22 protein-coding genes are annotated in these 23,404 nt (G+C 66.5%); 15 read left to right on the top strand and 7 right to left on the bottom strand.

The window, feature by feature from the left end; genetic code table 11:
• Positions 1–139: 139 nt before the first annotated feature.
• Both ACV22W_RS29530 and phaR read left to right on the top strand, forming a co-directional pair.
• Complete coding sequence (locus ACV22W_RS29530) at positions 140–880, top strand: 3-ketoacyl-ACP reductase (RefSeq protein WP_059537451.1); 741 nt, start codon at positions 140–142, stop codon at positions 878–880.
• A 118-nt stretch (positions 881–998) separates the two neighbouring features.
• Complete coding sequence (gene phaR / locus ACV22W_RS29525) at positions 999–1,565, top strand: polyhydroxyalkanoate synthesis repressor PhaR (protein WP_011549704.1); 567 nt, start codon at positions 999–1,001, stop codon at positions 1,563–1,565.
• A 362-nt stretch (positions 1,566–1,927) separates the two neighbouring features.
• Here the strand turns inward: phaR and ACV22W_RS29520 are convergent, their stop codons facing one another.
• Complete coding sequence (locus ACV22W_RS29520) at positions 1,928–2,182, bottom strand: hypothetical protein (RefSeq protein ID WP_448022964.1); 255 nt, start codon at positions 2,180–2,182, stop codon at positions 1,928–1,930.
• 268 nt (positions 2,183–2,450) lie between these two features.
• Between ACV22W_RS29520 and rimO the strand changes: the two genes are divergently transcribed.
• The 4 genes from rimO to ACV22W_RS29500 all read left to right on the top strand — a co-directional run bounded on the left by rimO (position 2,451) and on the right by ACV22W_RS29500 (position 6,804).
• Positions 2,451–3,812, top strand: coding sequence for a 30S ribosomal protein S12 methylthiotransferase RimO (gene rimO, locus ACV22W_RS29515; RefSeq protein WP_448022963.1), 1,362 nt, complete (start codon positions 2,451–2,453; stop codon positions 3,810–3,812).
• A gap of 3 nt (positions 3,813–3,815) precedes the next feature.
• On the top strand, positions 3,816–4,742 hold the full coding sequence (locus tag ACV22W_RS29510) for a sugar kinase (RefSeq protein WP_448022962.1): 927 nt from the start codon (positions 3,816–3,818) through the stop codon (positions 4,740–4,742).
• Positions 4,743–4,963: 221 nt separating this feature from the next.
• Entirely contained in the window at positions 4,964–5,506 is a 543-nt protein-coding gene (locus ACV22W_RS29505) for a hypothetical protein (protein WP_448022961.1), read from the top strand.
• A 113-nt stretch (positions 5,507–5,619) separates the two neighbouring features.
• Positions 5,620–6,804: a cystathionine beta-lyase gene (locus ACV22W_RS29500; protein WP_448022960.1), complete on the top strand. Its 1,185-nt coding sequence runs from the start codon at positions 5,620–5,622 to the stop codon at positions 6,802–6,804.
• A gap of 85 nt (positions 6,805–6,889) precedes the next feature.
• On the opposite strand, the gene serB is transcribed toward ACV22W_RS29500, so the two are convergent.
• Positions 6,890–7,735, bottom strand: coding sequence for a phosphoserine phosphatase SerB (serB, locus tag ACV22W_RS29495; protein WP_448022959.1), 846 nt, complete (start codon positions 7,733–7,735; stop codon positions 6,890–6,892).
• 189 nt (positions 7,736–7,924) lie between these two features.
• Positions 7,925–8,866, bottom strand: a complete 942-nt coding sequence (locus ACV22W_RS29490) for a LysR family transcriptional regulator (RefSeq protein WP_448022958.1) — start codon at positions 8,864–8,866, stop codon at positions 7,925–7,927.
• Between the two features lie 123 nt (positions 8,867–8,989).
• Between ACV22W_RS29490 and ACV22W_RS29485 the strand changes: the two genes are divergently transcribed.
• From ACV22W_RS29485 to ACV22W_RS29475, 3 genes are all read left to right on the top strand, one after another.
• The gene (locus ACV22W_RS29485; RefSeq protein WP_448022957.1) at positions 8,990–10,006 is read left to right on the top strand and encodes a zinc-binding alcohol dehydrogenase family protein; all 1,017 of its coding nucleotides are present in this window, start codon (positions 8,990–8,992) and stop codon (positions 10,004–10,006) included.
• Between the two features lie 209 nt (positions 10,007–10,215).
• A complete protein-coding gene (locus tag ACV22W_RS29480) occupies positions 10,216–10,767 on the top strand; it encodes a DUF6013 family protein (protein ID WP_448022956.1) in 552 nt (183 codons plus the stop codon).
• Between the two features lie 255 nt (positions 10,768–11,022).
• Entirely contained in the window at positions 11,023–11,496 is a 474-nt protein-coding gene (locus tag ACV22W_RS29475) for a PliI family lysozyme inhibitor of I-type lysozyme (RefSeq protein ID WP_448022955.1), read from the top strand.
• A 42-nt stretch (positions 11,497–11,538) separates the two neighbouring features.
• Here ACV22W_RS29475 and ACV22W_RS29470 read toward each other — a convergent pair whose 3' ends face one another.
• Complete coding sequence (locus ACV22W_RS29470; RefSeq protein ID WP_448022954.1) at positions 11,539–12,342, bottom strand: ABC transporter permease; 804 nt, start codon at positions 12,340–12,342, stop codon at positions 11,539–11,541.
• Positions 12,339–13,040, bottom strand: coding sequence for an ABC transporter ATP-binding protein (locus tag ACV22W_RS29465; protein ID WP_448022953.1), 702 nt, complete (start codon positions 13,038–13,040; stop codon positions 12,339–12,341). Before ACV22W_RS29465 ends, ACV22W_RS29470 begins: the two co-directional genes overlap by 4 nt.
• Positions 13,041–13,192: 152 nt before the next feature.
• Between ACV22W_RS29465 and ACV22W_RS29460 the strand changes: the two genes are divergently transcribed.
• On the top strand, positions 13,193–15,490 hold the full coding sequence (locus ACV22W_RS29460; RefSeq protein WP_448022952.1) for an AsmA family protein: 2,298 nt from the start codon (positions 13,193–13,195) through the stop codon (positions 15,488–15,490).
• 132 nt (positions 15,491–15,622) lie between these two features.
• A complete protein-coding gene (locus ACV22W_RS29455; RefSeq protein WP_059524228.1) occupies positions 15,623–17,215 on the top strand; it encodes an ABC-F family ATPase in 1,593 nt (530 codons plus the stop codon).
• 278 nt (positions 17,216–17,493) lie between these two features.
• Here the strand turns inward: ACV22W_RS29455 and ACV22W_RS29450 are convergent, their stop codons facing one another.
• A complete protein-coding gene (locus tag ACV22W_RS29450) occupies positions 17,494–17,859 on the bottom strand; it encodes a hypothetical protein (protein WP_448022951.1) in 366 nt (121 codons plus the stop codon).
• Positions 17,860–18,127: 268 nt separating this feature from the next.
• On the opposite strand from ACV22W_RS29450, the gene ACV22W_RS29445 reads away from it, so the two are divergent.
• The 3 genes from ACV22W_RS29445 (at position 18,128) to ACV22W_RS29435 (ending at position 21,588) form a co-directional block, all read left to right on the top strand.
• On the top strand, positions 18,128–19,564 hold the full coding sequence (locus ACV22W_RS29445) for an aldehyde dehydrogenase family protein (RefSeq protein ID WP_448022950.1): 1,437 nt from the start codon (positions 18,128–18,130) through the stop codon (positions 19,562–19,564).
• A 125-nt stretch (positions 19,565–19,689) separates the two neighbouring features.
• Positions 19,690–20,880 carry an NAD(P)H-dependent flavin oxidoreductase gene (locus ACV22W_RS29440; RefSeq protein WP_448022949.1) on the top strand — a complete coding sequence of 397 codons (1,191 nt, stop codon included), beginning with the start codon at positions 19,690–19,692 and terminating at the stop codon, positions 20,878–20,880.
• Between the two features lie 66 nt (positions 20,881–20,946).
• Positions 20,947–21,588, top strand: coding sequence for an OmpW/AlkL family protein (locus ACV22W_RS29435; RefSeq protein ID WP_059683537.1), 642 nt, complete (start codon positions 20,947–20,949; stop codon positions 21,586–21,588).
• Between the two features lie 75 nt (positions 21,589–21,663).
• Here ACV22W_RS29435 and ACV22W_RS29430 read toward each other — a convergent pair whose 3' ends face one another.
• Positions 21,664–21,867, bottom strand: a complete 204-nt coding sequence (locus ACV22W_RS29430) for a DUF1289 domain-containing protein (protein WP_027784516.1) — start codon at positions 21,865–21,867, stop codon at positions 21,664–21,666.
• Positions 21,868–22,227: 360 nt separating this feature from the next.
• Between ACV22W_RS29430 and ACV22W_RS29425 the strand changes: the two genes are divergently transcribed.
• Positions 22,228–23,322 carry a polyamine ABC transporter substrate-binding protein gene (locus ACV22W_RS29425; protein ID WP_448022948.1) on the top strand — a complete coding sequence of 365 codons (1,095 nt, stop codon included), beginning with the start codon at positions 22,228–22,230 and terminating at the stop codon, positions 23,320–23,322.
• Positions 23,323–23,404 lie beyond the last annotated feature (82 nt).

Genomic DNA, 23,404 nt, shown 5'->3' with positions numbered 1-23,404 from the left:
TGCGGTCGAACGCCCGTAACCGGTCGTCCGTCACGGCCAAACCAATCCGGGCGCCGGCCGATTGCGGCTTCGGCCGGCGTTCCGTGAAGTCAGAGGGGGCCTCCGGCGGCTCTCGAAACCAAGAAATGGAGTGAGATTTATGTCTCAGCGAATTGCGTACGTAACGGGCGGGATGGGCGGCATCGGCACTAGCATTTGCCAGCGTCTGTCGAAAGACGGCTTCAAGGTGGTCGCGGGTTGCGGCCCGAACTCGCCGCGCCGGGTGAAATGGCTCGAGGACCAGAAGGCGCTCGGCTACGATTTCATCGCGTCGGAAGGCAACGTGGGCGACTGGGACTCGACCAAGGCAGCGTTCGACAAGGTCAAGGCCGAAGTCGGCGAAATCGACGTGCTGGTCAACAACGCGGGCATCACGCGCGACGTCGTGTTCCGCAAGATGACGCATGAAGACTGGACGGCCGTGATCGACACCAACCTGACGAGCCTGTTCAACGTGACGAAGCAGGTGATCGATGGGATGGTCGAGCGCGGCTGGGGCCGGATCATCAACATTTCGTCGGTGAACGGCCAGAAGGGGCAATTCGGCCAGACGAACTACTCGACCGCGAAGGCCGGCATCCACGGTTTCACGATGTCGCTCGCGCAGGAAGTCGCAACGAAGGGCGTGACGGTCAACACCGTGTCGCCCGGCTACATCGGCACCGACATGGTGAAGGCGATTCGTCCGGACGTGCTCGAGAAGATCGTCGCGACGATCCCGGTGCGTCGTCTCGGCGCGCCGGAGGAAATCGGTTCGATCGTCGCGTGGCTCGCGTCGAACGACTCCGGCTTCGCGACGGGCGCCGACTTCTCGCTGAACGGCGGCCTGCATATGGGCTGAACGTCCGGCTGCGCGGGCCGCTTCGGCCGCGCGGCCCGGCGTTTCCGAAGGCCCCCGCCTCCTGGATCCGGGAGGCGGGGATTTGTCACTTGCGCTACGCTGCACCCAAAGGCGTTACATGACTACTACAAAGAAAACGGCCGAGCGGCTCATCAAGAAGTACCCGAACCGCCGGCTCTACGATACCGAGACGAGCACGTACATCACGCTGACCGACGTCAAGCAGCTCGTGCTGGAGCAGGAGGACTTCAAGGTCGTCGACGCGAAATCCAACGAAGACCTGACGCGCAGCATCCTGCTGCAGATCATCCTCGAGGAAGAGAGCGGCGGCGTGCCGATGTTCTCGTCGTCGATGCTGTCGCAGATCATCCGTTTCTACGGGCATGCGATGCAGGGCATGATGGGCACTTACCTGGAAAAGAACATCCAGGCGTTCATCGACATCCAGAACAAGCTCGCGGATCAATCGAAGAACCTTTACGAAGGCAACGCGATGAATCCGGAAGTCTGGTCGCAGTTCATGAACATGCAGGCGCCGATGATGCAAGGGATGATGACGAGCTACATCGAGCAGTCGAAGAACATGTTCGTGCAGATGCAGGAGCAGATGCAGAACCAGGCGAAGTCGATGTTCAGCACGTTCCCGTTCAAGCAACCGGGCGCGCCGGAGCCGGAGAAGAAGTAACGCTTGCGCGGCAGGCCGGTCGCGGCGGCACCTGCCGCCCGCCGCCTGGCTTGGCGCCGCGATGCACGGCGGAGCGATACGGCCGATCGTGTGCTCGGGCACGACGATGGCCGACGCCGCTGTCGCAAGATGTCGCCGACGGTCGTTCCTGATCGTCGGCATCGAATGCCTGTGCCCCCGCGTCGGGGGCGGGCATGATCGTGGCCCGGTCGCCCTGACCGGATTCCAGACAGCCATTCGCGATTCGACACCCGGGCGTGTCGCGCCTCATGATGTGCGTTTGTGCCAGTGCGGCCGATCGCCATTGCGTCGGGCCTCGTCACAACGCGCAGCGGCCAAGCCCGCGCGTTCGCCGGCTTGGCTCAACGTGCCGGATCGAATTCCTGGTGATCGTCCGCCGGAGGAAGGTCGAGCACGAGCTTCACCGCGCAGTAATTCGCCTTCAGCGAAAACACCCGGCCTATCACGAGAAACGTTTGTCTCGAATTTTCGAGTTCGACGAAGTCGCCCGGCTGCGGCACGTGGGCGCCTTGGTCATAGGAAAAGCTGGTGCTGGTCTGCTCGCCGATTGTCTCGGCGGCGTACTCGGTGAATTCGATCGTGATGTGGGTGGTCATGCGAAGCCTGTTGGGTAAGTGAAGAGAGCGGATGTTGCGATTTTCGCATAGGGGCGGGGGAGGCCGGAGCGATTGCGTGCATGACGTGCGGTGATCGCGTTCATCGTTTCATCGCCGCGGGTCTGAAAGGCTGGACCAGCTGCCCGTTCCGCCGGAGCGTGCTGCGTATTGAGGGTGACATCCACGGCGTCTTGACCGCCAGTTTTGCCTCCCTGACCCATAAATAGCTGTAAACTCACGCTTTTGCCGCCACGCCCCCACATTCCAGATGTCCCAGTCCCCAAAAGTAGGCTTCGTGTCGCTCGGGTGCCCGAAGGCGCTCGTCGACTCCGAACAAATCATCACCCAACTGCGCGCCGAAGGTTATGAAATCTCCGGCACCTACGACGGTGCCGACCTCGTCGTCGTCAACACCTGCGGCTTCATCGACGAAGCCGTGCAGGAAAGTCTCGACGCGATCGGCGAAGCGCTGACCGAGAACGGCAAGGTGATCGTCACCGGCTGCCTCGGCGCGAAGTCGAGCGCCAGCGGCTCGAACCTGATCGAGGAAGTCCACCCGAAGGTGCTCGCCGTCACCGGCCCGCACGCGGTGGGCGAAGTGATGCAGGCCGTGCACTCGCACCTGCCGAAGCCGCATGATCCGTTCGTCGACCTCGTGCCGGCCGCCGGCATCAAGCTCACGCCGCGCCACTACGCGTACCTGAAGATCTCCGAAGGCTGCAACCACCGCTGCACGTTTTGCATCATCCCGTCGATGCGCGGCGATCTCGTGTCGCGTCCGGTCGCGGAAGTGATGCTCGAGGCGGAGAACCTGTTCAAGTCGGGCGTGAAGGAACTGCTCGTGATCTCGCAGGACACGAGCGCGTACGGCGTCGACGTGAAGTACCGCACGGGCTTCTGGAACGGCAAGCCGATCAAGACGCGCATGACCGACCTGGTCGCCGCGCTCGGCGAACTCGCCGCGCAGTACGGCGCATGGGTGCGCCTGCACTACGTGTATCCGTATCCGAGCGTCGACGAAGTCATTCCGCTGATGGCCGAAGGCCCGTTCAAGGGCCACGTGCTGCCGTATCTCGACGTGCCGTTCCAGCACGCGCATCCGGAAGTGCTGAAGCGCATGAAGCGCCCGGCGAACGCCGAGAAGGTGCTCGAGCGCGTGCAGAAGTGGCGCGAGATCTGCCCGGACCTGACGATCCGCAGCACGTTCATCGCCGGCTTCCCCGGCGAGACGGAAGAGCAGTTCGAAACGCTGCTCGACTTCATTCGCGAAGCGGAACTCGATCGCGTCGGCTGCTTCGCCTATTCGCCAGTCGAAGGTGCGACCGCGAACGACCTGGACGGCGCACTGCCGGACGACGTTCGCGAAGAACGCCGCGCGCGCTTCATGGAGGTCGCCGAGGAAGTGTCGGCGCGGCGTATCCAGCGCAAGGTCGGCAAGACCCTCAAGGTGCTGATCGACGAAGTCAGCGAGGAAGGTGGCATCGGCCGCACGGCAGCGGATGCGCCGGAGATCGACGGGGTCGTCTACGTCGAACCAGCAATGAAGGCGTCCAAGCGCTACAAGGTCGGCGATTTCGTGTCGGTGAAGATCACCGGCGCGGACGGCCACGACCTGTGGGGCGAGGTCTAAGCGATGACCGCAGCGTTTGCGCAGATCCTCGCGCTCGGCGAGGCGATGATCGAATTCAACCAGTCGCGGCCGGGGCGTCCGGAGTTCCTCCAGGGCTTCGGCGGCGATACGTCGAACTTCTGCATCGCCGCGGCGCGGCAGGGCGCGTCGACGGGCTTCGTGTCGGCGATCGGCGACGATCCGTTCGGTCGCTTGCTGGCCGACATGTGGGCGGCGGAGCAGGTCGACACGACGTGCGTACGGATCGACCGCTCGGCGCCGACCGGCGTGTATTTCGTCACGCACGGCGCTGATGGTCACCAGTTCGACTATCTGCGCGCGGGCTCCGCGGCGAGCCGCTACGCGGTGGCCGACCTGCCGCTCGATGCGCTGGCCGCGGCGAAGGCCGTGCACCTGTCGGGCATCAGCCTCGCGATCAGCACGACCGCGTGCGACGCCGCGTTCGCGGCGATCGACCACGCGCGCGGCAACGGCGCGCAGGTCAGCTTCGATACGAACCTGCGCCTGAAGCTGTGGCCGCTGCCGCGCGCCCGCGCGGTGATGCGCGAGGCGCTGCGCCAGACGGACATCTGCCTGCCGAGCTGGGACGACGTCACGGCGCTCACGGGCGCGAACGATCGCGACGCGATCGTCGATGCGATGCTCGAACACGGGCCGCGGGTCGTCGCGCTGAAGCTCGGCAAGGAAGGCGCGTACGTGGCGACCCCGAACGAACGGCGAGTGGTGCCGGGCGTCGCGGTCGAGGCCGTCGATGCGACGGGCGCGGGCGACTGCTTCGGTGGCGCGTTCGTGGCGCGGATCGTCGCGGGCGACGATCCATTCGCGGCTGCGCGTTATGCGAATGCGGCTGCGGCGCTGTCGACGACGGGTTACGGCGCGGTCGCGCCGATTCCGCACCGCGAGGCCGTGGAACGCCTGATGCAGGGCTGACGCGGATCACGCACGCCGGTCGTGACCTCGCTCGCGTGACGCACGCATCCGCAATCCCTGGATGACGCGTGACATGCAACGTGAAGGTGGCAAGCGGCGTGCGTACCGCGATCGGCGTTTTCGCACGCGCGATCGCTACGCGCGCGTGACGACGATCATCGGCGGCAGGCAGCATGTCGCCGTGTTTTTTCGAGCGAATCTGAAGCAAGGAGCAACACAAGGTGGGTCGATATTCGGAATGGCAACGTGCGCTGGTGATCGCCGGTGCGCTGGCGGCGGGCCTCGCGATGCCGGGCGTGGCCGCGGCGCAGGCCGCCGCGCCGGGCGTGCAGCAGAACGAAGCGACACCCGCGCGGCCGCTGCGGCCGAATCCGGAATTCGCCCGCCTGCCGCGCTACGAAGGCACGCTCGGCGACCGGCCGATCGTCGTGCATCTCGGGCCGAAGACGGACGAGGAAGGCGTGCACGGCGAATACCAGTTCGCGGACACGGGCGAGGTGGTGCTGCTCGCCGGCGATCGCGACGGCGACACGCTCGAAATCGAGGAATCAAACGACGGCACGAACATCACGGGCGTGTGGATCGGCCGCTTCGACGCGACGGGCGACCTGAAGGCCGACCGGATGAACTCGGACGAATCGGATCCGCAACCCGTCGTGCTGCGCCTGGCGCCGGGCAAGCGCGCGGCGCTGCAGGTGCGCGACGGCCGCGTACGGGAAATCGAGACGGTCGGCGGCATCGTCAACCCCCGCGCCGACGACTGAGCGCGCGCTGGCTCGGTGCGCGCGGCGCGCATTGTACCGGGCCAAGCGCGCCGATTTTGACTACTCTAGCGACATATTCCGCAACTGAACGGCCTCTCGCCCGGCCTCCTGCCATGACTGCATCCAATCCGAAGCGCGCACTCCAGACCCGCATCGTTCAACCCGACGACATCATTCCGGAAGGCTTCCGCTCGTTCGTCCCGCCGGTCGCGCGGGCATCGACGGTCGTGTTCCCCGATCTCGCGACGATGCGCGCGCTGGTCTGGCACAACGACAACCAGTGGCGCTACGGGCTGCACGCAACGCCGACGTCGCTCGCGCTCGCGCAGCGGCTCGCCGAGATCGAGGGCGGCACGCACGCGCTGCTGCAGCCGTCGGGCCTCGCGGCGATCACGAACGTCTATTTCGGGATCGTGAAGGCGGGCGACGACGTGCTGATTCCGCACAACATCTACGGGCCGAACGCCGATTTCGGCAGCTGGCTCGCGAAGGATTTCGGCATCACCGCACGCTTCTACGATCCGCTCGTCGGGGCCGGCATCGCCGACCTGATCCAGCCGAACACGCGGCTGATCTGGATCGAGGCGCCGGGCTCGGTGACGATGGAAGTACCCGACGTGCGCGCGATCACGACGGTCGCGCAGGCGCGCGGCATCGTCACCGCGATCGACAACACGTATTCGGCCGGCCTCGCGTTCAAGCCGTTCGAGCATGGCGTCGACATCTCGGTGCAGGCGCTGACCAAGTATCAATCGGGCGGCAGCGACGTGCTGATGGGCGCGACGATTACCGCGAACGCGGAACTGCACGCGCAACTGAAGCTCGCGCGGATGCGCTGCGGGATCGGCGTGTCGGTCGACGACTGCTCGCTCGTGCTGCGCAGCCTGCCGAGCATGCAGGTGCGCTTCGACGCGCACAGCAAGAGCGCGCTCGCGCTCGCGCAATGGCTGAAAGCGCGGCCGGAGATCGCCGCCGTGCTGCATCCGCAACTGCCGGACTGTCCGGGGCACGCATCGTTCGTGCGCGACTTCACCGGTGCGGGCGGGCTGTTCTCGGTGGTGTTCGACGAACGCTACAGCAGCGAGCAGATCGATCGCTTCGTCGAGGCGCTCGAGCTGTTCGCGATCGGCTGGAGCTGGGGCGGTGCATGCAGCCTGGCGATGCCTTACGACGTGGCGTCGATGCGTGCGGAGTGGCCGCATCGCGGCACGCTGGTGCGCTTCTACGTCGGTCTCGAAGACGAAGCCGACCTGCGTGCGGACATCGAGCACGCGCTGCAGGCTACGCTCGGCCGATAACGGAGCCGAAGCGGAAAAACGAAACGCCCGCGCGATGCGATATCGCGCGGGCGTTTGTTCATGGACGACGTGCGCAGACCGGAAATCAGAACAGCCGCAGCAGCCCGTCGAGGCCGACGTGGTCGAATGCGACGGTGGCCGCATCGCGCACGACGGGCTTTGCGTGGAACGCGACCGACAGCCCGGCTTCGGCCATCATCTTCAGATCGTTCGACCCGTCGCCCATCGCGATCGCGCGGCCTGGCTCGAGGCCGAGCGATGCACAGGTATCGCGCAGCATGCGCGCCTTCACGTCCGCGTTGACGATTTCGCCGAGCACCTTGCCGGTCAGCTTGCCGTCGACGATCTCGAGCGTGTTCGCGTGCGCGTAGTCGAGGCCGAGGCGCGCCTTCAGGCGCTCGGTGAAGAACGTGAAGCCGCCCGACACGAGCAGCGTCTTCAGTCCCGCGGCTTTCACGCCGGCGAGCATCGTCTCCGCGCCCGGCGACAATTGCAGCCGTTCCTCGTACACGCGCTCGAGCGCCTGCGCGTCGAGCCCCGCGAGCAGCGCGACACGGCGCGTGAGGCTTTCGTTGAAGTCGCGGATCTCACCGCGCATCGACGCTTCGGTGATCTCCGCGACCTGCGTTTTCAGCCCGCAGAAATCGGCGATCTCGTCGATGCATTCGATCGTGATCAGCGTCGAATCCATGTCCATCACGACGAGCCCGAACTCGCCGAGCGTACGGCCGGCTTCGACGAAGCCGAAGTCGAGCGCGTGCGTGCCGCAGTACGCGTCGATGTCGAGCCGCTGCGCGGGGTTTGCGTTTTCGATACGAAGCGCGTGATCGTCGGTCTGCACGATGCGGGTGCCGCGCGACAGCGCGAGCAGCGGTTTGTGATGCGCGTCCGACAACGGCGCGAGACTCTGGATGACGAGGTTGTGGGTCATGACGGAATGATTGGAAGCGAATGAAACGCGTGCGCGGCCGGCATGCGGCCACTTGCGAACGCGGGCCCCGTCCGGCGTCGGGCCGTCGCGTCGCGAACGCGCCATTGTAGCCGGTTGGTGTCGGGGCGCGATCGGATCGCCGCGGATGCCCGGCTGGCGCCGCCGCAAGCTCCGCTGACGGGACGGCGCCTATCGTTCGCCCGCGGCATCCCAGTAAGGCGGATCGCCGAAGTGTTCGGCCAGGAACGCGATGAACGCGAGCGTCTTGAGCGGCACGTGCGCGCGGCTCGGATAGACGGCCCAGATCGCGACGTCGTTCGCGAACGGGTAGTCGTCGAGCACCGTGACGAGTGCGCCGCTCGCGAGCAGCGAGCCGACGTCCCAGGTCGACTTGATCGCGATGCCGAAACCGTCGACGAGCGCTTCGCGAATCGCCTCGCCGTTGCTCGCGACGAGCCGGCCGCCGACCCGCACGGCGAGCGGGCCTTGCGGCGTGACGAACGACCAGTCGCGCTGGTCGCCGAGGATCACGCATTCGTGCTGCGCGAGATCGGCTGGATGGCGCGGCGTCCCGTGTTCGGCGAGATACGCGGGCGAGCAGCACAGCACACGCCGGTTCGTGGCGAGCTTGCGCGCGACCAGCGTCGAGTCCTTCAGCGCGCCGAGGCGGATCGCGACGTCGTAGCCGTCGTCGACGAGGTCGACGATCTCGTCGGATAGCCGCAGGTCGAGTGACACGGACGGATAGCGGCGCAGGAAAGCGGGAATCACGGGCGCGACGTGCTGGCGGCCGAACGACGACGACATCGACACCTTCAGCCGTCCGTACGGCTCGCTGCGGCCGTGGCCGACCGACGCGCGCGCGGCGTCGGCGGCCGACAGCAGCGCCTCGGCGCGGGCCATGAAGACTTCGCCGTCCTGCGTGAGGCTGATGCGGCGCGTGGTGCGGTGCAGCAGCCGCGCGCCGAGCTGGCGCTCCAGTTGCGCGATGCGCGCGCTTGCGACCGCGGCCGACACGCCGAACTCGCGTCCGGCCGCGCTCACGTTCGCGAGCAGCGCCGCGCGCACGAACAGGCCGACATCGAGCAGGTCGAGCGGCTTGTCGGGGGCAGGAATCGGATCGGATGCCATTATTCTGAAATTCCTGAAAATGTTTCAGGAAATATAGCGGTTTTCTCGAAGGATCGGGCCGCCTACGATGGCAGGCATGGGGCTGCGCCGCGGCCCGCCCGATTTCCCTGAAGGAGTTTCGTGATGAAAGCCGTTGGACTGACCCGTTATCTGCCGATCGACGACCCGCAGGCGCTCGTCGACGTGGAGCTGCCGCAACCCGTGCCGGGCCCGCGCGACCTGCTCGTGAAGGTCGAGGCGATCTCCGTGAACCCGGTCGACACCAAGGTGCGCGCGCCGAAGCCGCAGGTCGAGGCGGCCCCGCGCGTGCTCGGCTGGGATGCGGCCGGCACGGTCGTCGCGGTCGGTGCCGAGGTGACGATGTTCCGGCCGGGCGACGAGGTGTTCTACGCGGGCAGCATCACACGCCCCGGCGCGAACAGCGAATTTCACACGGTCGACGAGCGGATCGCGGCGATCAAGCCGCGCTCGCTCGATTTCGCGGCGTCGGCTGCGTTGCCGCTCACCGCGCTGACCGCGTGGGAGGCGCTGTTCGACCGGCTGCGCGTGTCGCCGCAGGGCGCGGACGCGGGCAAGTCGGTGCTGATCGTCGGCGGCGCGGGCGGGGTGGGTTCGATCGCGATCCAGCTGGCGAAGTCACTCGGCAAGCTGCACGTGATCGCGACCGCGTCGCGGCCGGCGTCGGCCGAATGGGTGCGCTCGCTCGGCGCGGACGACGTGGTCGACCATTTCGGCGACTTGCCCGCACAACTGCGCGAGATCGGTCATGCGAACGTCGACTATGTACTGATCTTCAACGACACGGATCGTCATTTCCCTGCCGCGGCGGAAGTCATCCGGCCGCAGGGCGGCATTTGCACGATCGTCGAGAACGAGAAGCCGATTCCGGTCGAGCTGCTGAAAGCGAAGAGCGCCGCGTTTCACTGGGAGTTCATGTTCACGCGCGCGATGTTCGAGACGCCGGACATGGTCGAACAGCACAAGATCCTGAGCGAGGTGGCGAGGCTCGTCGACGGCGGCACGCTGCGCACGACGCTCGGCGAGCAACTCGGCTCGATCAACGCCGCGAACCTGCGGCGCGCGCACCAACTGCTCGAGGCCGGGCGCGCGATCGGCAAGCTGGTGCTGAGCGGATTCTGACCTGGAGGTCGGGGCGGAAAACCCGAGGTGGCCCGGCGTTTTCTCGAGAGGCGGCATCGCCCGTACGGGATACGGCGTCGCGAACGCAAGCGGGGTAACACCCGATGCGTTTGCGGCGCATTGCATGCCGCTTGGCGGTAGACTGGCAACGCATCATGCATCGAAAACCGCGCGGCACGCGCGTGCCGCCGCATTACAAGGAGGTCAGCATGAGCCAACGCAGCTTGTCAGTCGCCGCATCGTGGTCTGTCGTGTTCGCGGCGGCGTGCGTCAGCGCGAGCGTATTCGCGGCGCCCCCGGTCAAGGGCAGCCTGAAGGGCGGCGGGACGGGGCAGCTCGAATACACCGTCAAGGTCGACTCGAAGACCTTCGGCAATACGCAGGAGACGCGCAAGATCCGCTCGGGCGAAACGGACGACTTCAACTGGAAGTCGGTGCCGCCGGGCGGCTCGGTCGCGATGCCCGACGGTTGCCCGAACGCCGACAACCTGCCGCGCGACGCGAACGGCGCGATGGTCCGCCAGACCCAGGTGCGGCTCGCGCCGTCGGTCGACGCGAAGGGGATCGCGAACGTGCAGCTGAGCTTCCAGGCCGCCGCGCCGAAAGGCACGCGCAACGTGAGCGCGGGCGGCAAGTCGCTGCAGTGCCCGGACGTCGTATCGGTGAGCCAGGTCAAGTGGGTGTCGATTTCGACCAATGGCGGGTCGAAGTCCGTCACGATGAGCGACGGCACGAAGGTGACGGTGTCGATCAAGCGCTGAGCGGGGCGGGCGGGCCGGCGAGGCGTCCGGTGTGCGCGCAACAACCATCGCGATGCGCGTCCGGGCGATTCGGGCAGGGTCGCGCGTGACGGTTTCGTGGCGCGCGGCTTCGGGCCTTTCCATTGAGCGATGTTCGACTTTCGTCACGCCCGGCGCGAGCCGGTAGCGCGGCCATTCGCGCGGCGGCGTGCGTGACGTCATGCGGATGTCACGCTATCCTTCCGGCATTCTCCATCTTCCCCGAACGACATTCCGATGAAACATTGCATGCGTGTGCTGCTGTCGGCTGCTGCGTTCGTCACTGCCCATGCGCAGGCGGCCGACGATTGCAGCTTCGTGAAGAAAGTCGAGCTTCCGTCGCGACAGCAGATCGCCGTCGTGTCGAGCGGCGCGCTCGAACCGTGCTCGACCGGAAGTTATGCGGTGCGCGTGTATTCGACTGCGCATGCCGCCCCCGGCTTCGATACGGACGACTACGTGACCGGCGTGCTGCATGCGCGTGACGGCACCGTCGCCGATGCCTTCACGGCCGACCTCGGCGCGCGTGCGCCGCAGGCGCTCGTCGTCACGACGCGCTCGGCCGGCAGCGGCGGTTACGTCGGTGCGCAGGCCTATCTGACGACGCCGCGTGCGGTGCGGCTCGTCGCGTCGGTCGACGGGCTGGCGCCCGACGCCGACGTTACGGCCGCGTTGCGCCAGGCCATCGGCAAACGCCGCGCCGCCCGCTGACCGCACGCCACGCGAATGCCGCATGCGTCGCGGCGCCACGGGTCAATGTGCGCGTTCCTCGAGCCGAGATGCAAGAAAGCGGTGATCGGCCGAGAACAGCCGGCGATACGTCATCAGCACCGCGCCGACGGTACCGAGCGCGGACGCCGCGGCGATCAGGAACATGATCACGATCTGGTAGCGCACGGCCTGCAGCGGTGACTGGCCGGCCAGCACCTGGCCCGTCATCATCCCCGGCAGGCTCACGACGCCGACGACGGCCATCTGGTTGAGCGTCGGCAGCATGCCGGCGCGTACGGCCTGGCGCGCGGCATCCTGCGCGGCTTCCCAGCGCGTCGCACCGAGCGCCAGTGCCGTCTCGACGCGGTCGCGCCGCGCGGTCAGTTCCTCCATCATCCGTTCGACGCCGAGCGACACGCCCGTGAGCGTATTGCCGAGGATCATTCCGAGGATCGGGATCGTATATTGCGGCGTGTACCACGGATGAATGCGGATCACGACGAACAGGCCGACGGCCGCGACGAACCAGCTGCTGAACCAGATCGACGCGATGCTGTCGACGCGCTGTCCGCGATACGTGCGCTTGCCGCGACCGGCGCCCGCGAAGCCTGCAATCAGCGTCATCAACGCGGTGAGCGGCAGCACGACGGTCCAGTGCGGATGACCGAACACCCAGCCGAGCACGTAGCCGATTGCCAGCAACTGCACGACGGTGCGCACGGCGGCGAGCGCGAGCTTGCGCCCGAGGCCAAGCGACAGCGCGGCCGAGATCGCGCCGTTGACCGCGACGAGCGCGGCAGCGATGCCGACGTCGACGAGACTCAGGTCCTGCAGAGCGGGGCTCATTGCTGCGCCTCCATCGCATTCGCGGCGTGCAGCACGCCGGCCCGCATCACGAGCCGCATCGTGCCGATTCGGGCGGCTTGCGCCGGATCGTGCGAGATCCACATGTAGGCGCGTGCATCGGGAGCCGCGTCGAACCAAGCGCCGACGAGCGCTTCGATCGCGCGCGTCGAGTCGGGGTCGAGCGCGGACGTCGGTTCGTCGAGCAACAGCACGTCGGGGTCGAGCTGCAGCACGCGCAGAAGCGCGGCGATCTGCGCTTCGCCGCCCGACAGTTCGCTCGCCCGCTTGTCGAGAAAATCGGCGCCGCGACCGGCGCGTGCCGCGAGCGCTTCGGCGTGGGCACGGTCGAACGTCACGTCGCGATAGACCGCGAGTGAATACGGATAGCGCAACTGCGCTTCGACGGTCCCGTCCATCTGCGCGGGCCGCTGGCGCACGTAGGCGACGCTGCGCCGGTAGCGCGGAATCGCGCCGCGTCTGATCCGCTTGCCGCGCCAGAGGATATGCCCGCCGTCGAGCGGGTCGAGCAACGCGAGCGCGCGCAGCAGCACGCTCTTGCCGGAGCCCGACGGTCCCGTGATAGCAATTCGCGATCCCGCGGCGAGGCTGAAGTCGGTCGGCGCCAGCAGCGTCTTGCCGCTGCTGGCGTCGCGGCGCGTAATGTGCTGCGCATCGATGAGACCGGAGGGGACTGTCATGTCACAAATGAAAAAAAGCGTTAATGGCGCCGAAGCGTCGTTGCAGCGTGCGCCATAATACCTATTGAAAAGCCGCCGGTGTCGTGCTCCGTTCACTCACGCAAGTGGCCCGACATGGCGCGCAAACTCTGCAGAACAACAACGGAACCGCCATGACGCTAGCACGAGCCATCGGCAAATCGGCTGCATGGATCGTCGGTATCGTCGCACTGATCCTCGCGGCGGCCGGCATCTTCATTTTCACGTTCGACTGGAACCACGCGAAACCGTGGGTCAACGAACACGTGAGTACCGCACTTGGCCGCCCGTTCGCGATCAACGGCGACCTCAAGGTCGGCTGGCGCCGGCCCGACGGCGAGACCGGCTGGCGCGCATGGGTACCCTGGCCGAGCTTCTCCGCAACGCAACTCGAGATCGGCAACCCGGACTGGGCGAAGGTGCCCAAGTTCGTCACGCTCGATGCCGCGCATTTCGATCTCGCGATTCTTCCGCTCCTCGCGCACGAAATCGTCATTCCGTCGATCGATGTCGTCAATCCCGCCGTCGACCTCGAGCGGCTCGCCGACGGCCGCAATACGTGGACCTTCCAGTTCAAGCAATCGTCGCAGCCATCGCCGTGGAAGGTGCGGCTCGACAGCTTCGGTTTCGCGAAGGGCATCGTCACGTATCGCGATGCGATCACGAAGGCCGATCTCACGGTCGCGATCGATACGCTCGGCCAGCCGATTCCGCTCGGCGACGTGCTCAAGGAGCAGGAGCAAACGTCGCGCGCGGCGTCGGCGCAGCGTGTCGGCAAGAGCGGTGCCGCCCGACTGAGCGCGAAGGCGAGTGCCGAGGCCGCGTCGGGTGCGTCGGCGGCGCAAGGCGCGAGCGGGGCGTCCGCCGTCGCACCGTCGGGTGCATCCGCTGCCGCGCCGGCTACTTCGGTTTCCTCCGCATCCACGGTCGTGCCGGCATCCGGCGCGAGCGGTGCGTCCGCTGCGTCGGGTGCCGCTGCGCCCGCGAAGCCGGCCGGCCCGACGTATGCGTTCGGGCTCAAGGTCGACGGCCGCTACAAGAACGTGCCGATCAGCGGCACCGGCAAGGTGGGCGGCGTGCTGGCGATCGAGAACGCGACGCAGCCGTTCCCGCTGCAGGCCGACGTGAAGGCCGGCGACACGCGGCTGGCGCTCGTCGGCACGCTGACCGACCCGATGCATCTCGCGGCACTCGACCTGCGTCTGTGGCTGCAGGGCACGTCGATGTCGCACCTCTACCAGATCACCGGCATCACGCTGCCGGATACGCCGCCGTATGCGACCGAGGGGCGCCTGATCGGCAACATCAAGCAGCACGCAAGCACGTTCCGCTACGAGAATTTCAACGGCCGCGTCGGCGGCAGCGATCTCCGCGGCACGCTCACCTGGGCGCAGCGCGAGCCGCGGCCGAAGCTGTCGGGCGAGCTCGTGTCGAACCTGCTGCAGTTCTCCGACCTCGCGCCGGTGATCGGCGCCGATTCGGCCGCGAGCAAGGCGAAGCGCGGCGACACGACGCGCCAGCCGCCCGACCGCGTGCTGCCGGTCGCGACGTTCCGCACCGAGCGCTGGAGCGCGATCGACGCGGACGTGAAGTTCACCGGGCGCAAGCTGATCAAGAGCCCGCAACTGCCGATCACCGACCTCTACACGCACATCCTGCTGCAGGACGGCGTGCTGTCGCTCGAACCGTTGCAGTTCGGCGTCGCGGGCGGCACGCTCGCGACCAACGCGCATCTCGACGGCAGCCGCACGCCGCTCAAGGGCCGCTTTACGCTGGCCGCGCGTCACTTGAGGCTGAAGCAACTGTTCCCGACGCAGAAGGTGATGCAGAGCGCGCTCGGCGAAATCAACGGCGACGCGTCGCTGTCGGCGACCGGCAACTCGCCGGCCGCGCTCGCGGCGACATCGACCGGCGAAGTGAAGGCGCTCATCACGGATGGCCGCATCAGCCTGCTGCTGATGGAGGCGGCGGGGCTGAACGTCGCGAACGTCGTCTACGAGAAGCTGTTCGGCACGCGCGACGTGAACATCAATTGCGCGGCGCTCGACTTCGTCGCGAACGACGGCATGCTCGACCCGAAGGTGTTCGCGCTCGATACGGACGACGCGCTGATCAACGTCGACGGCCCGATCAACCTGCGCGACGAATCGATCGACCTGAAGATCCATCCGCATACGAAGGGTTTCCGTGTCTTCTCGTTGCGTTCGCCGTTGTACGCGAAGGGCACGTTCAAGAACCCGAAGGTCGGCGTCGACGCCGGCGCGCTCGCGCTGCGCGCGGGCGCGATGGTCGGGCTGGGCCTGATCAACCCGTTCGCGGCGCTGATCCCGCTGATCGCGCCGAGCAATAACCGCGACGTGCCGTGCTCGGAGCTGTTCGGGCAGATGAAGGCCAAGGCGGCGCAGAAGGAGGCGGTGAAGGCCGGCAAGTGACGATGTCCGACGCAGGGCCGGCGCCGCGCGCGGCGGCGCGGCTGGCGGGGCCGGAACAGGCCGGTCGGCAGTTTCTCCGACACCTGCTAAAATACACGGTTTTCCGTCGATTTCTCTCTTACGGGACCTGCCGTGCTTTCTACTGCCAACATCACGATGCAATTCGGGCCGAAGCCCTTGTTCGAGAATATCTCGGTCAAATTCGGCGAGGGCAACCGCTATGGTCTGATCGGCGCGAACGGCTGCGGCAAGTCGACCTTCATGAAGATCCTGGGCGGCGACCTCGAGCCGAGTGCCGGCAACGTCGCGCTGGAGCCGAACGTGCGCCTGGGCAAGCTGCGCCAGGACCAGTTCGCGTATGAAGACGTGCGCGTGCTCGACGTCGTGATGATGGGCCACACCGAGATGTGGGCCGCGATGACCGAGCGCGACGCGATCTACGCGAACCCGGATGCCACCGACGACGACTACATGCACGCCGCCGAGCTCGAAGGCAAGTTCGCCGAATACGGCGGCTACGACGCCGAGGCGCGCGCCGGCGCGCTGCTGCTCGGCATCGGCATCGAGGAGAAGTTCCACAACGGCACGATGGCCGACGTCGCGCCGGGCTGGAAGCTGCGCGTGCTGCTCGCGCAGGCGCTGTTCTCGAAGCCGGACGTGCTGCTGCTCGACGAACCGACCAACAACCTGGACATCAACTCGATCCGTTGGCTCGAGCACACGCTCAACGAGTACAACTCGACGATGATCATCATCTCGCACGATCGCCACTTCCTGAACTCGGTGTGCACGCACATGGCCGACATGGACTTCGGCACGCTGAAGGTCTGGCCGGGCAACTACGACGACTACATGCTCGCATCGGCACAGGCGCGCGAGCGCCAGGCCGCGGCGAACGCGCGCGCGAAGGAGCGCGTCGCCGAGCTGCAGGACTTCGTGCGCCGCTTCTCGGCGAACAAGTCGAAGGCCCGCCAGGCAACGAGCCGCGCGAAGCAGATCGACAAGATCAAGATCGAGGAATTCAAGCCGTCGTCGCGTCAGAATCCGTTCATCCGCTTCGAGTTCGAGAAGAAGCTGCACAACGTCGCGGTGGTCGCCGAAGACATCACGAAGAAGTACGAGCGTACGATCTTCCAGAACTTCAACTTGTCGGTGCAGCCGGGCGAGCGCATCGCGATCATCGGCGAGAACGGTGCGGGCAAGACGACGCTGCTGCGTTCGCTGCTCGGCGCGCTGCAACTCGATCACGGCACGGTGAAGTGGTCCGAGAACGCGAATGTCGGCTACATGCCGCAGGACACGTACGAGGAGTTCCCGAACGACATCACGCTGATGGACTGGATCGACCAGTACCGCAAGGACGGCGACGACGAAACGATGGTTCGCGGCACGCTGGGCCGCCTGCTGTTCTCGTCGGACGACATCAAGAAGTCGGTGAAGGTGCTGTCGGGCGGCGAGAAGGGCCGCATGATCTGGGGCAAGCTGATGCTCGGCCGCCACAACGTGCTGCTGATGGACGAGCCGACCAACCACATGGACATGGAGTCGATCGAGTCGCTGCAGATCGCGCTCGAGCAGTTCGAAGGCACGCTGATCTTCGTGTCGCACGACCGCGAATTCGTGAGCGGGCTGGCGAACCGGATCATCGAAGTGCGCACGGACGGCACGCTGTTCGACTTCGGCGGGAATTACGAGGAGTTCCTCACGAGCCAGGGGCAGGAGTAATTGCCCGGGCAGCCATGCCCGATCTGATGTACCGGAAGCCCGCCAGGTGGAAGCCCGGCGGGCTTTTTCGTATCTAGGCTAACCGAGAATGTGCGCGTGCCGCGCTTGCGCGCGGCACGCGTCGATACGCGGTGGCACGCCTCGCGGCCATCGCCGGCCCGGCGGCACGATGAAGGGAAAATGTCAGGTCGGGTGTTGCGCCCGCGATCACGATTCGACGCGGGGGCGCCGTTCCGCGCCTGCAGCCGCATGCATCACATCGCGCGCCGCCCGGTGCGTCAATCCGCGAGCCGCTTGTCGGCGAGCGCCTTGCAGCAGTCTTCGTACACCCATTGCACGAGTTTCGCCCGGTAGTCGAGATCGTCGGTATCGACGATTTCCTCGACCGCGTCGCGCGCCCATGGCGCATCGACGAAGTCGGCGTGCCGCTTCGCGATGTCCTGCGCCAGCGCGGCCAGCTTCGCGATCGCGAGCCAGTCGGACTGCCGGTGGTGACGGTCGAGCCAGCGGTGTGCGGCCTGCACCTGGAACGACGCATCCGGCCAGGATTCGTTCAGGTAAAACGCGCCGAGATTGCCGCAGGTGAGCCAGCACAGCAGCTCCAGGCGATCTTGCGAGCCGAGGATATGGGGTGCGTCGGTCATGGCAGCGCTCACGAAGGCATCGATTCCAGGTGGCGCGGCCTGCAGCAGCCGGCGCCGATAGTAAAAACATAGCACGATGCGGGGCGCGAGGTGCGGCCTCGTGTTGCACCGGCGCGGCGCGGATGGTGCGGTTGCGGGAAGCCGGCGTCCGGCGCCCGTCCCCCGGCGGCCGGGTGGCGCGTTCGGCGATGCCCGAGGTCCCGTTCGGCGTCGTCGCGGAGCCGCGCCGCACTCGTTAGAATGGCCGTTTTCCGGGAGACAGGAAGCGATGAAAATCTACGATCAGTTCTATATCGACGGCGCATGGCGCAAGCCGGCCGGAACGGGCACGATCGACGTGATCGACTCGGGCACCGAGGCCGTGATCGGCCGGATTCCCGAGGGCGTGGCGTCAGACGCGCAGGACGCGATCCGCGCGGCGCGCGCGGCGTTCGACGCATGGGCTGCGACGCCGGCAGCGACGCGGGCGGGCTACCTGCGCAAGATCGTCGAGCGTCTGCAGGCGCGCAGCGAGGAGCTCGCGCAGTCGATCACCGGCGAAGTCGGGATGCCGATCAAGCTGTCGCGTGCGATCCAGGTCGGCGGTCCGATCTACAACTGGAAGGCATACGCGAAGCTTGCCGAATCGTTCGAATTCGAGGCGACGGTCGGTAACTCGCTGGTGGTGCGCGAGCCGGTCGGCGTCGTCGCAGCGATCACGCCATGGAACTACCCGCTCAACCAGATCACGCTGAAGGTCGCGCCGGCGCTCGCGGCCGGCTGCACGGTCGTCCTGAAGCCGTCCGAGGTCGCGCCGCTCAACGCGTTCATGCTCGCCGAGGCGATTCACGAAGCGGGCCTGCCGGCGGGTGTGTTCAACCTCGTGTGCGGTTATGGCCCGGTCGTCGGCGAGGTGCTGGCGACCGATCCGGACGTCGACATGGTGTCGTTCACGGGTTCGACGCGCGCCGGCAAGCGCGTGGCCGAACTCGCGGCGGCGGGCGTGAAGCGCGTCGCGCTCGAACTCGGTGGCAAGTCGGCGTCGGTGATTCTCGATGATGCCGATTTCGCGGCGGCGGTGAAGGGCACGGTCAACGCGTGCTACCTGAACGCGGGCCAGACCTGTTCGGCGCACACGCGGATGCTGGTGCCGGAGGCGCGCTACGACGAGGCGCGCGCGATCGCGAAGGCGGCAGCCGAAGCGTATGTCGCGGGCGACCCGCGTCAGGAAACGACGCGCCTCGGCGCACTCGCATCGGCCGTGCAGCAGCAGCGCGTGCAGGCCTACATCCAGCGCGGAATCGACGACGGCGCGGAACTCGTGACCGGCGGCACGGGCCTGCCGGAAGGGCTCGCGAAGGGCTTCTTCGTGAAGCCGACGGTGTTCGGCCGCGTCGATCCGAAATCGGCGATCGCGCAGGAAGAGATCTTCGGGCCGGTGCTGTCGATCATCACGTATCGCGACGAAGACGAAGCCGTGCGCATCGCGAACGATTCGCCGTACGGGCTCGGCGGCGCGGTATGGGCGGGCAGCGACGAACGCGCGATGCGCGTCGCGCGCCGCATCCGCACGGGGCAGGTCGACATCAACGGCGGCACGTGGAACGGCGCCGCGCCGTTCGGCGGTTTCAAGCAGTCGGGACACGGCCGCGAAAACGGCGTGTACGGGCTCGAGGAGTATCTCGAATACAAGTCGATGCAGCTCAAGCCTGCGAATCCGGCCTGAGCGTTTCACGCCGATTGACCTGGAACGGCACGCGTGCCGTTTTTTTATTGACGGCCGTCAAGGTGCGCGCCGGTGGATCCGTCGATCATCGCGTTTCCGATTTCCGATGTTTCGACGAGGTTCAGATGACCGCACGCACTTCCTTCCCGCCGCTCACGATTCGCGGCCGCACCTTGCTGCCCGTGGTGCAGGGCGGCATGGGCGTCGGCATCTCCGCGCACCGCCTCGCGGGCAGCGTCGCGCGCGAAGGCGCGCTCGGCACGATCGCGAGCATCGACCTGCGTCACCACCATGCGGACTTGCTCGCGCGCTGTCGCGCGAATCCCGATCGCGCGACGCTGGAGGCCGCGAACCTCGACGCGCTCGCGCGCGAGATTCGCCTCGCGAAGACCTACAGCGAAGGACGCGGGATGATCGCGGTCAACGTGATGAAGGCGGTGAGCGCGCATGCGGACTACGTGCGCGTCGCGTGCGACGAAGGCGCGGACGCGATCGTGATGGGTGCGGGCCTGCCGCTCGATCTGCCCGATCTCACGCAGGGTCATGACATCGCGCTGATCCCGATCCTGTCGGACAGCCGCGGGATCGCGCTGGTGCTGAAGAAGTGGATGAAGAAGGGGCGGCTGCCCGATGCGATCGTGATCGAGCATCCCGCGCATGCGGGCGGCCACCTGGGTGTCACGCAGATCGACGACATGCATGATGCACGCTTCGATTTCGCGCGCGTGCTGGACGAGACCGCGCAAGTGATGGCGTCACTCGGCCTCGGGCGCGACACGATCCCGCTGATCGTTGCGGGCGGGATCAACAGTCACGACACGGTGCGTGCGGCGCTCGCGGCCGGGGCGAACGGCGTGCAGGTGGGAACGCCGTTCGCGGTGACGGAGGAAGGCGATGCGCATCCGAATTTCAAGCGCGTGCTGGCCGATGCGCTGCCCGAGGACATCGTCGAATTCGTCAGCGTGACGGGGCTGCCGGCGCGCGCGGTGAAGACCCCCTGGCTCGATCGTTACCTGCGCAACGAAACGCGCATTCGCGACAAGCTCGGCGCGTTCAAGCAACGCTGCCCGACCGCGCTCGAGTGCCTGAGCGTCTGCGGGTTGCGCGACGGCATCGAAAAGTTCGGCCATTTCTGCATCGACACGCGGCTCGCGGCCGCGTTGCGCGGCGACGTCGCGAACGGCTTGTTCTTCCGCGGCCGCGAAGCGCTGCCGTTCGGCAACGCGATCCGCAGCGTGCACGATCTGCTCGACCTGCTGCTGACGGGCCGGGCGGCGGAGCCTGCGACAAACCGCCCGATGTTTACGCTTGCTTGACGGATATCAAAACGACGCAAAGACCCTACAGAGAGAATGGAATAAATTCTTCAAGGGGTCCATACCATGCACAAAACGATTCGAACATGCGTCACCGCTGCCGCCGTGGCGGCGAGCCTCGTCATGATGCCCTCGCTGTCGCACGCGGCGTCGGCGGGAGACGGAATCAACCAGGGTGACGTCCTGGTCCGGTTGCGCGCGATCAGCATTCAACCGAACGAGCGCGCGAGCGATACGCTCGGCGCGATCAATACCGGCGTGAACAACGCGATCGTGCCGGAACTCGACTTCACCTACATGATCCGCGACTACCTGGGCGTGGAGCTGATTCTGGGCACGTCGCGGCACCAGATGACGTCGAGCCTCGGCAATCTCGGCGGCGTGGGCGTGCTGCCGCCGACGCTGCTGCTGCAGTACCACTTCAACCATGCCGGCAAGGTGCGTCCGTACGTCGGCGCGGGCCTGAACTACACGTACTTCTACAACAACGGGCTCAACGTCGGCGGGGAGGGCGTGTCGATCAACAAGAGCAGCTTCGGTCCCGCGCTGCAGTTCGGCGTCGACGTGCAGTTGACCAAGAAGGTGTTCATGAACGTCGACGTGAAGAAGATCTGGATGAGCACCGATGCGACGCTTGGCGACAAGGGCATCGGCACGCTGCACATCGACCCGCTGATCGTCGGCGTGGGCGTCGGGATGAAGTTCTAGACGCGAGCGAAAAAGAACAGAGTTGGGGTTGGCGGCATGGCGGTCGGCATGCCGCTCTTTTTTTGTGCGGCGGATTTACAGCTTGTCGTACTGGAAGCGCATCGCGGTGCCTTCGCGCGTGATGCGCTCCCACACCGCGCGTTTCTCGTCGTCGCTCAGGAACACCCAGTTCGACACTTCGCCGGCCGTGCGGCCACAGCCCTTGCAGACTTCGTCGAAGAGGGTCGAGCACACGCCGATGCAGGGGCTGTCGGGCAGGTCGTGGAGGTTGGAGGCCATCGGAAGGGTTCGCACGTTGAATCGTCAGGGCGTCATTTTAATGCATGGCGACGACGCGCCCCGGCCGCGATCCCGGCGGCGCGACGGCTACCCGTCCGGACGGTTTCGCGGCCGCCTTCTTTTCCTGATGGACAGACGCCGATTACCCGATAGAATTCCCCCGGAACGCCCCGCTGCGCGGGCCGCCCGAGCGGCCGGCGGCGGGAATCTGTTCCGTTTGCGCGACACCGGCATGATTTTTTTGTGACGGAGCGCGAATGGTGGTAGCGTTCGGGGTTTTCGAGGGGCGGCGTGCCGGGATGCGCCGCCATGACGAGGCAGACGGCAGCCGGACACGGGTCCGGCCGGAGGGAGAACGGGATGAAAGCAAAGGTAGTGGGCCGGTTCGCAGCGCTTGCGCTGTGCGTGGGTGCATCGGCGGCGGCGGCGAAGGATACGCAGCTCAATGTCTATAACTGGTCCGATTACATTGCGAAGGACACGATCCCGAACTTCGAGAAGCAGGCGGGCGTCAAGGTTCGCTACGACAACTACGACAGCGACGACACGCTGCAGGCGAAGCTGCTGACGGGCAGTTCCGGCTACGACATCGTGGTGCCGACCAGCAACTACGCAGGCAAGCAGATCGCGGCCGGCATCTTCACGCCGCTCGACAAGTCGAAGCTGCCGAACCTCAAGTACCTCGATCCGCAACTGATGGCGCTCGTCGCCGGCGCGGACCCTGGCAACAAGTATTCGGTGCCCTGGGCGTACGGCACGACCGGTCTCGCGTACAACCTGACGAAGGCGCAGCAGGCGCTCGGCAAGGTCCCGCTCGACAACTGGGACATCCTGTTCAAGCCGGAAAACATCTCGAAGCTGAAGACCTGCGGCGTGTCGGTGCTCGACGCGCCTGACCAGATGTTCGCGGCGGCGCTGCACTACATCGGCAAGGATCCGATGAGCACGAACCCGGCCGACTACAAGGCCGCGATGGAAGTGCTGAAGAAGATCCGCCCGTACATCACGCAGTTCAACTCGTCGGGCTACATCAACGACCTGGTCGGCGGCGACATCTGCTTCGCGTTCGGCTGGTCGGGCGACGTCGTGATCGCGAAGCATCGCGCGATCGAGGCGAAGAAGCCGTACAAGATCGAGTACTACATTCCGAAGGGCGGTGCGCCGGTGTGGTTCGACGTGATGGCGATTCCGAAGGACGCGAAGAACAAGGACGCCGCGCTGCAGTGGATCAACTACATCGAGGATCCGAAGGTGCACGCGGCGATCACGAACGCCGTGTACTACCCGAGCGCGAACGCCGAGGCACGCAAGTACGTGCGGCCGGACGTCGCGAACGACCCGGCCGTCTACCCGCCGGCCGACGTCGTGAAGACGCTGTTCCTGCTCAAGCCGCTGCCGCCTGAAATCCAGCGTCTGCAGACGCGTCTGTGGACCGAGCTGAAATCGGGCCGCTGAAGCGAGCCGGAGCAGGCCAGCAGTCATGAAGCCCCTGGTGTCCCCGGGGGCTTTGTTCGTCAAACGCAGGAGAGAAGCAGCA

Source organism: Burkholderia sp. AW49-1 (assembly GCF_053427845.1).
Note: the sequence above shows the minus strand (reverse complement) of the source record. Positions and strands in the feature narration are given on the sequence as shown.

Bases quoted from the DNA above. Each gene is read 5' to 3' on its own strand.
- ACV22W_RS29530 (WP_059537451.1), top strand. From the start codon at position 140: ATGTCTCAGCGAATTGCGTACGTAACGGGCGGGATGGGCGGCATCGGC.
- phaR (WP_011549704.1), top strand. From the start codon at position 999: ATGACTACTACAAAGAAAACGGCCGAGCGGCTCATCAAGAAGTACCCG.
- ACV22W_RS29520 (WP_448022964.1), bottom strand. From the start codon at position 2,182: ATGACCACCCACATCACGATCGAATTCACCGAGTACGCCGCCGAGACA.
- rimO (WP_448022963.1), top strand. From the start codon at position 2,451: ATGTCCCAGTCCCCAAAAGTAGGCTTCGTGTCGCTCGGGTGCCCGAAG.
- ACV22W_RS29510 (WP_448022962.1), top strand. From the start codon at position 3,816: ATGACCGCAGCGTTTGCGCAGATCCTCGCGCTCGGCGAGGCGATGATC.
- ACV22W_RS29500 (WP_448022960.1), top strand. From the start codon at position 5,620: ATGACTGCATCCAATCCGAAGCGCGCACTCCAGACCCGCATCGTTCAA.
- serB (WP_448022959.1), bottom strand. From the start codon at position 7,735: ATGACCCACAACCTCGTCATCCAGAGTCTCGCGCCGTTGTCGGACGCG.
- ACV22W_RS29490 (WP_448022958.1), bottom strand. From the start codon at position 8,866: ATGGCATCCGATCCGATTCCTGCCCCCGACAAGCCGCTCGACCTGCTC.
- ACV22W_RS29485 (WP_448022957.1), top strand. From the start codon at position 8,990: ATGAAAGCCGTTGGACTGACCCGTTATCTGCCGATCGACGACCCGCAG.
- ACV22W_RS29480 (WP_448022956.1), top strand. From the start codon at position 10,216: ATGAGCCAACGCAGCTTGTCAGTCGCCGCATCGTGGTCTGTCGTGTTC.
- ACV22W_RS29475 (WP_448022955.1), top strand. From the start codon at position 11,023: ATGAAACATTGCATGCGTGTGCTGCTGTCGGCTGCTGCGTTCGTCACT.
- ACV22W_RS29470 (WP_448022954.1), bottom strand. From the start codon at position 12,342: ATGAGCCCCGCTCTGCAGGACCTGAGTCTCGTCGACGTCGGCATCGCT.
- ACV22W_RS29465 (WP_448022953.1), bottom strand. From the start codon at position 13,040: ATGACAGTCCCCTCCGGTCTCATCGATGCGCAGCACATTACGCGCCGC.
- ACV22W_RS29460 (WP_448022952.1), top strand. From the start codon at position 13,193: ATGACGCTAGCACGAGCCATCGGCAAATCGGCTGCATGGATCGTCGGT.
- ACV22W_RS29450 (WP_448022951.1), bottom strand. From the start codon at position 17,859: ATGACCGACGCACCCCATATCCTCGGCTCGCAAGATCGCCTGGAGCTG.
- ACV22W_RS29445 (WP_448022950.1), top strand. From the start codon at position 18,128: ATGAAAATCTACGATCAGTTCTATATCGACGGCGCATGGCGCAAGCCG.
- ACV22W_RS29440 (WP_448022949.1), top strand. From the start codon at position 19,690: ATGACCGCACGCACTTCCTTCCCGCCGCTCACGATTCGCGGCCGCACC.
- ACV22W_RS29435 (WP_059683537.1), top strand. From the start codon at position 20,947: ATGCACAAAACGATTCGAACATGCGTCACCGCTGCCGCCGTGGCGGCG.
- ACV22W_RS29430 (WP_027784516.1), bottom strand. From the start codon at position 21,867: ATGGCCTCCAACCTCCACGACCTGCCCGACAGCCCCTGCATCGGCGTG.
- ACV22W_RS29425 (WP_448022948.1), top strand. From the start codon at position 22,228: ATGAAAGCAAAGGTAGTGGGCCGGTTCGCAGCGCTTGCGCTGTGCGTG.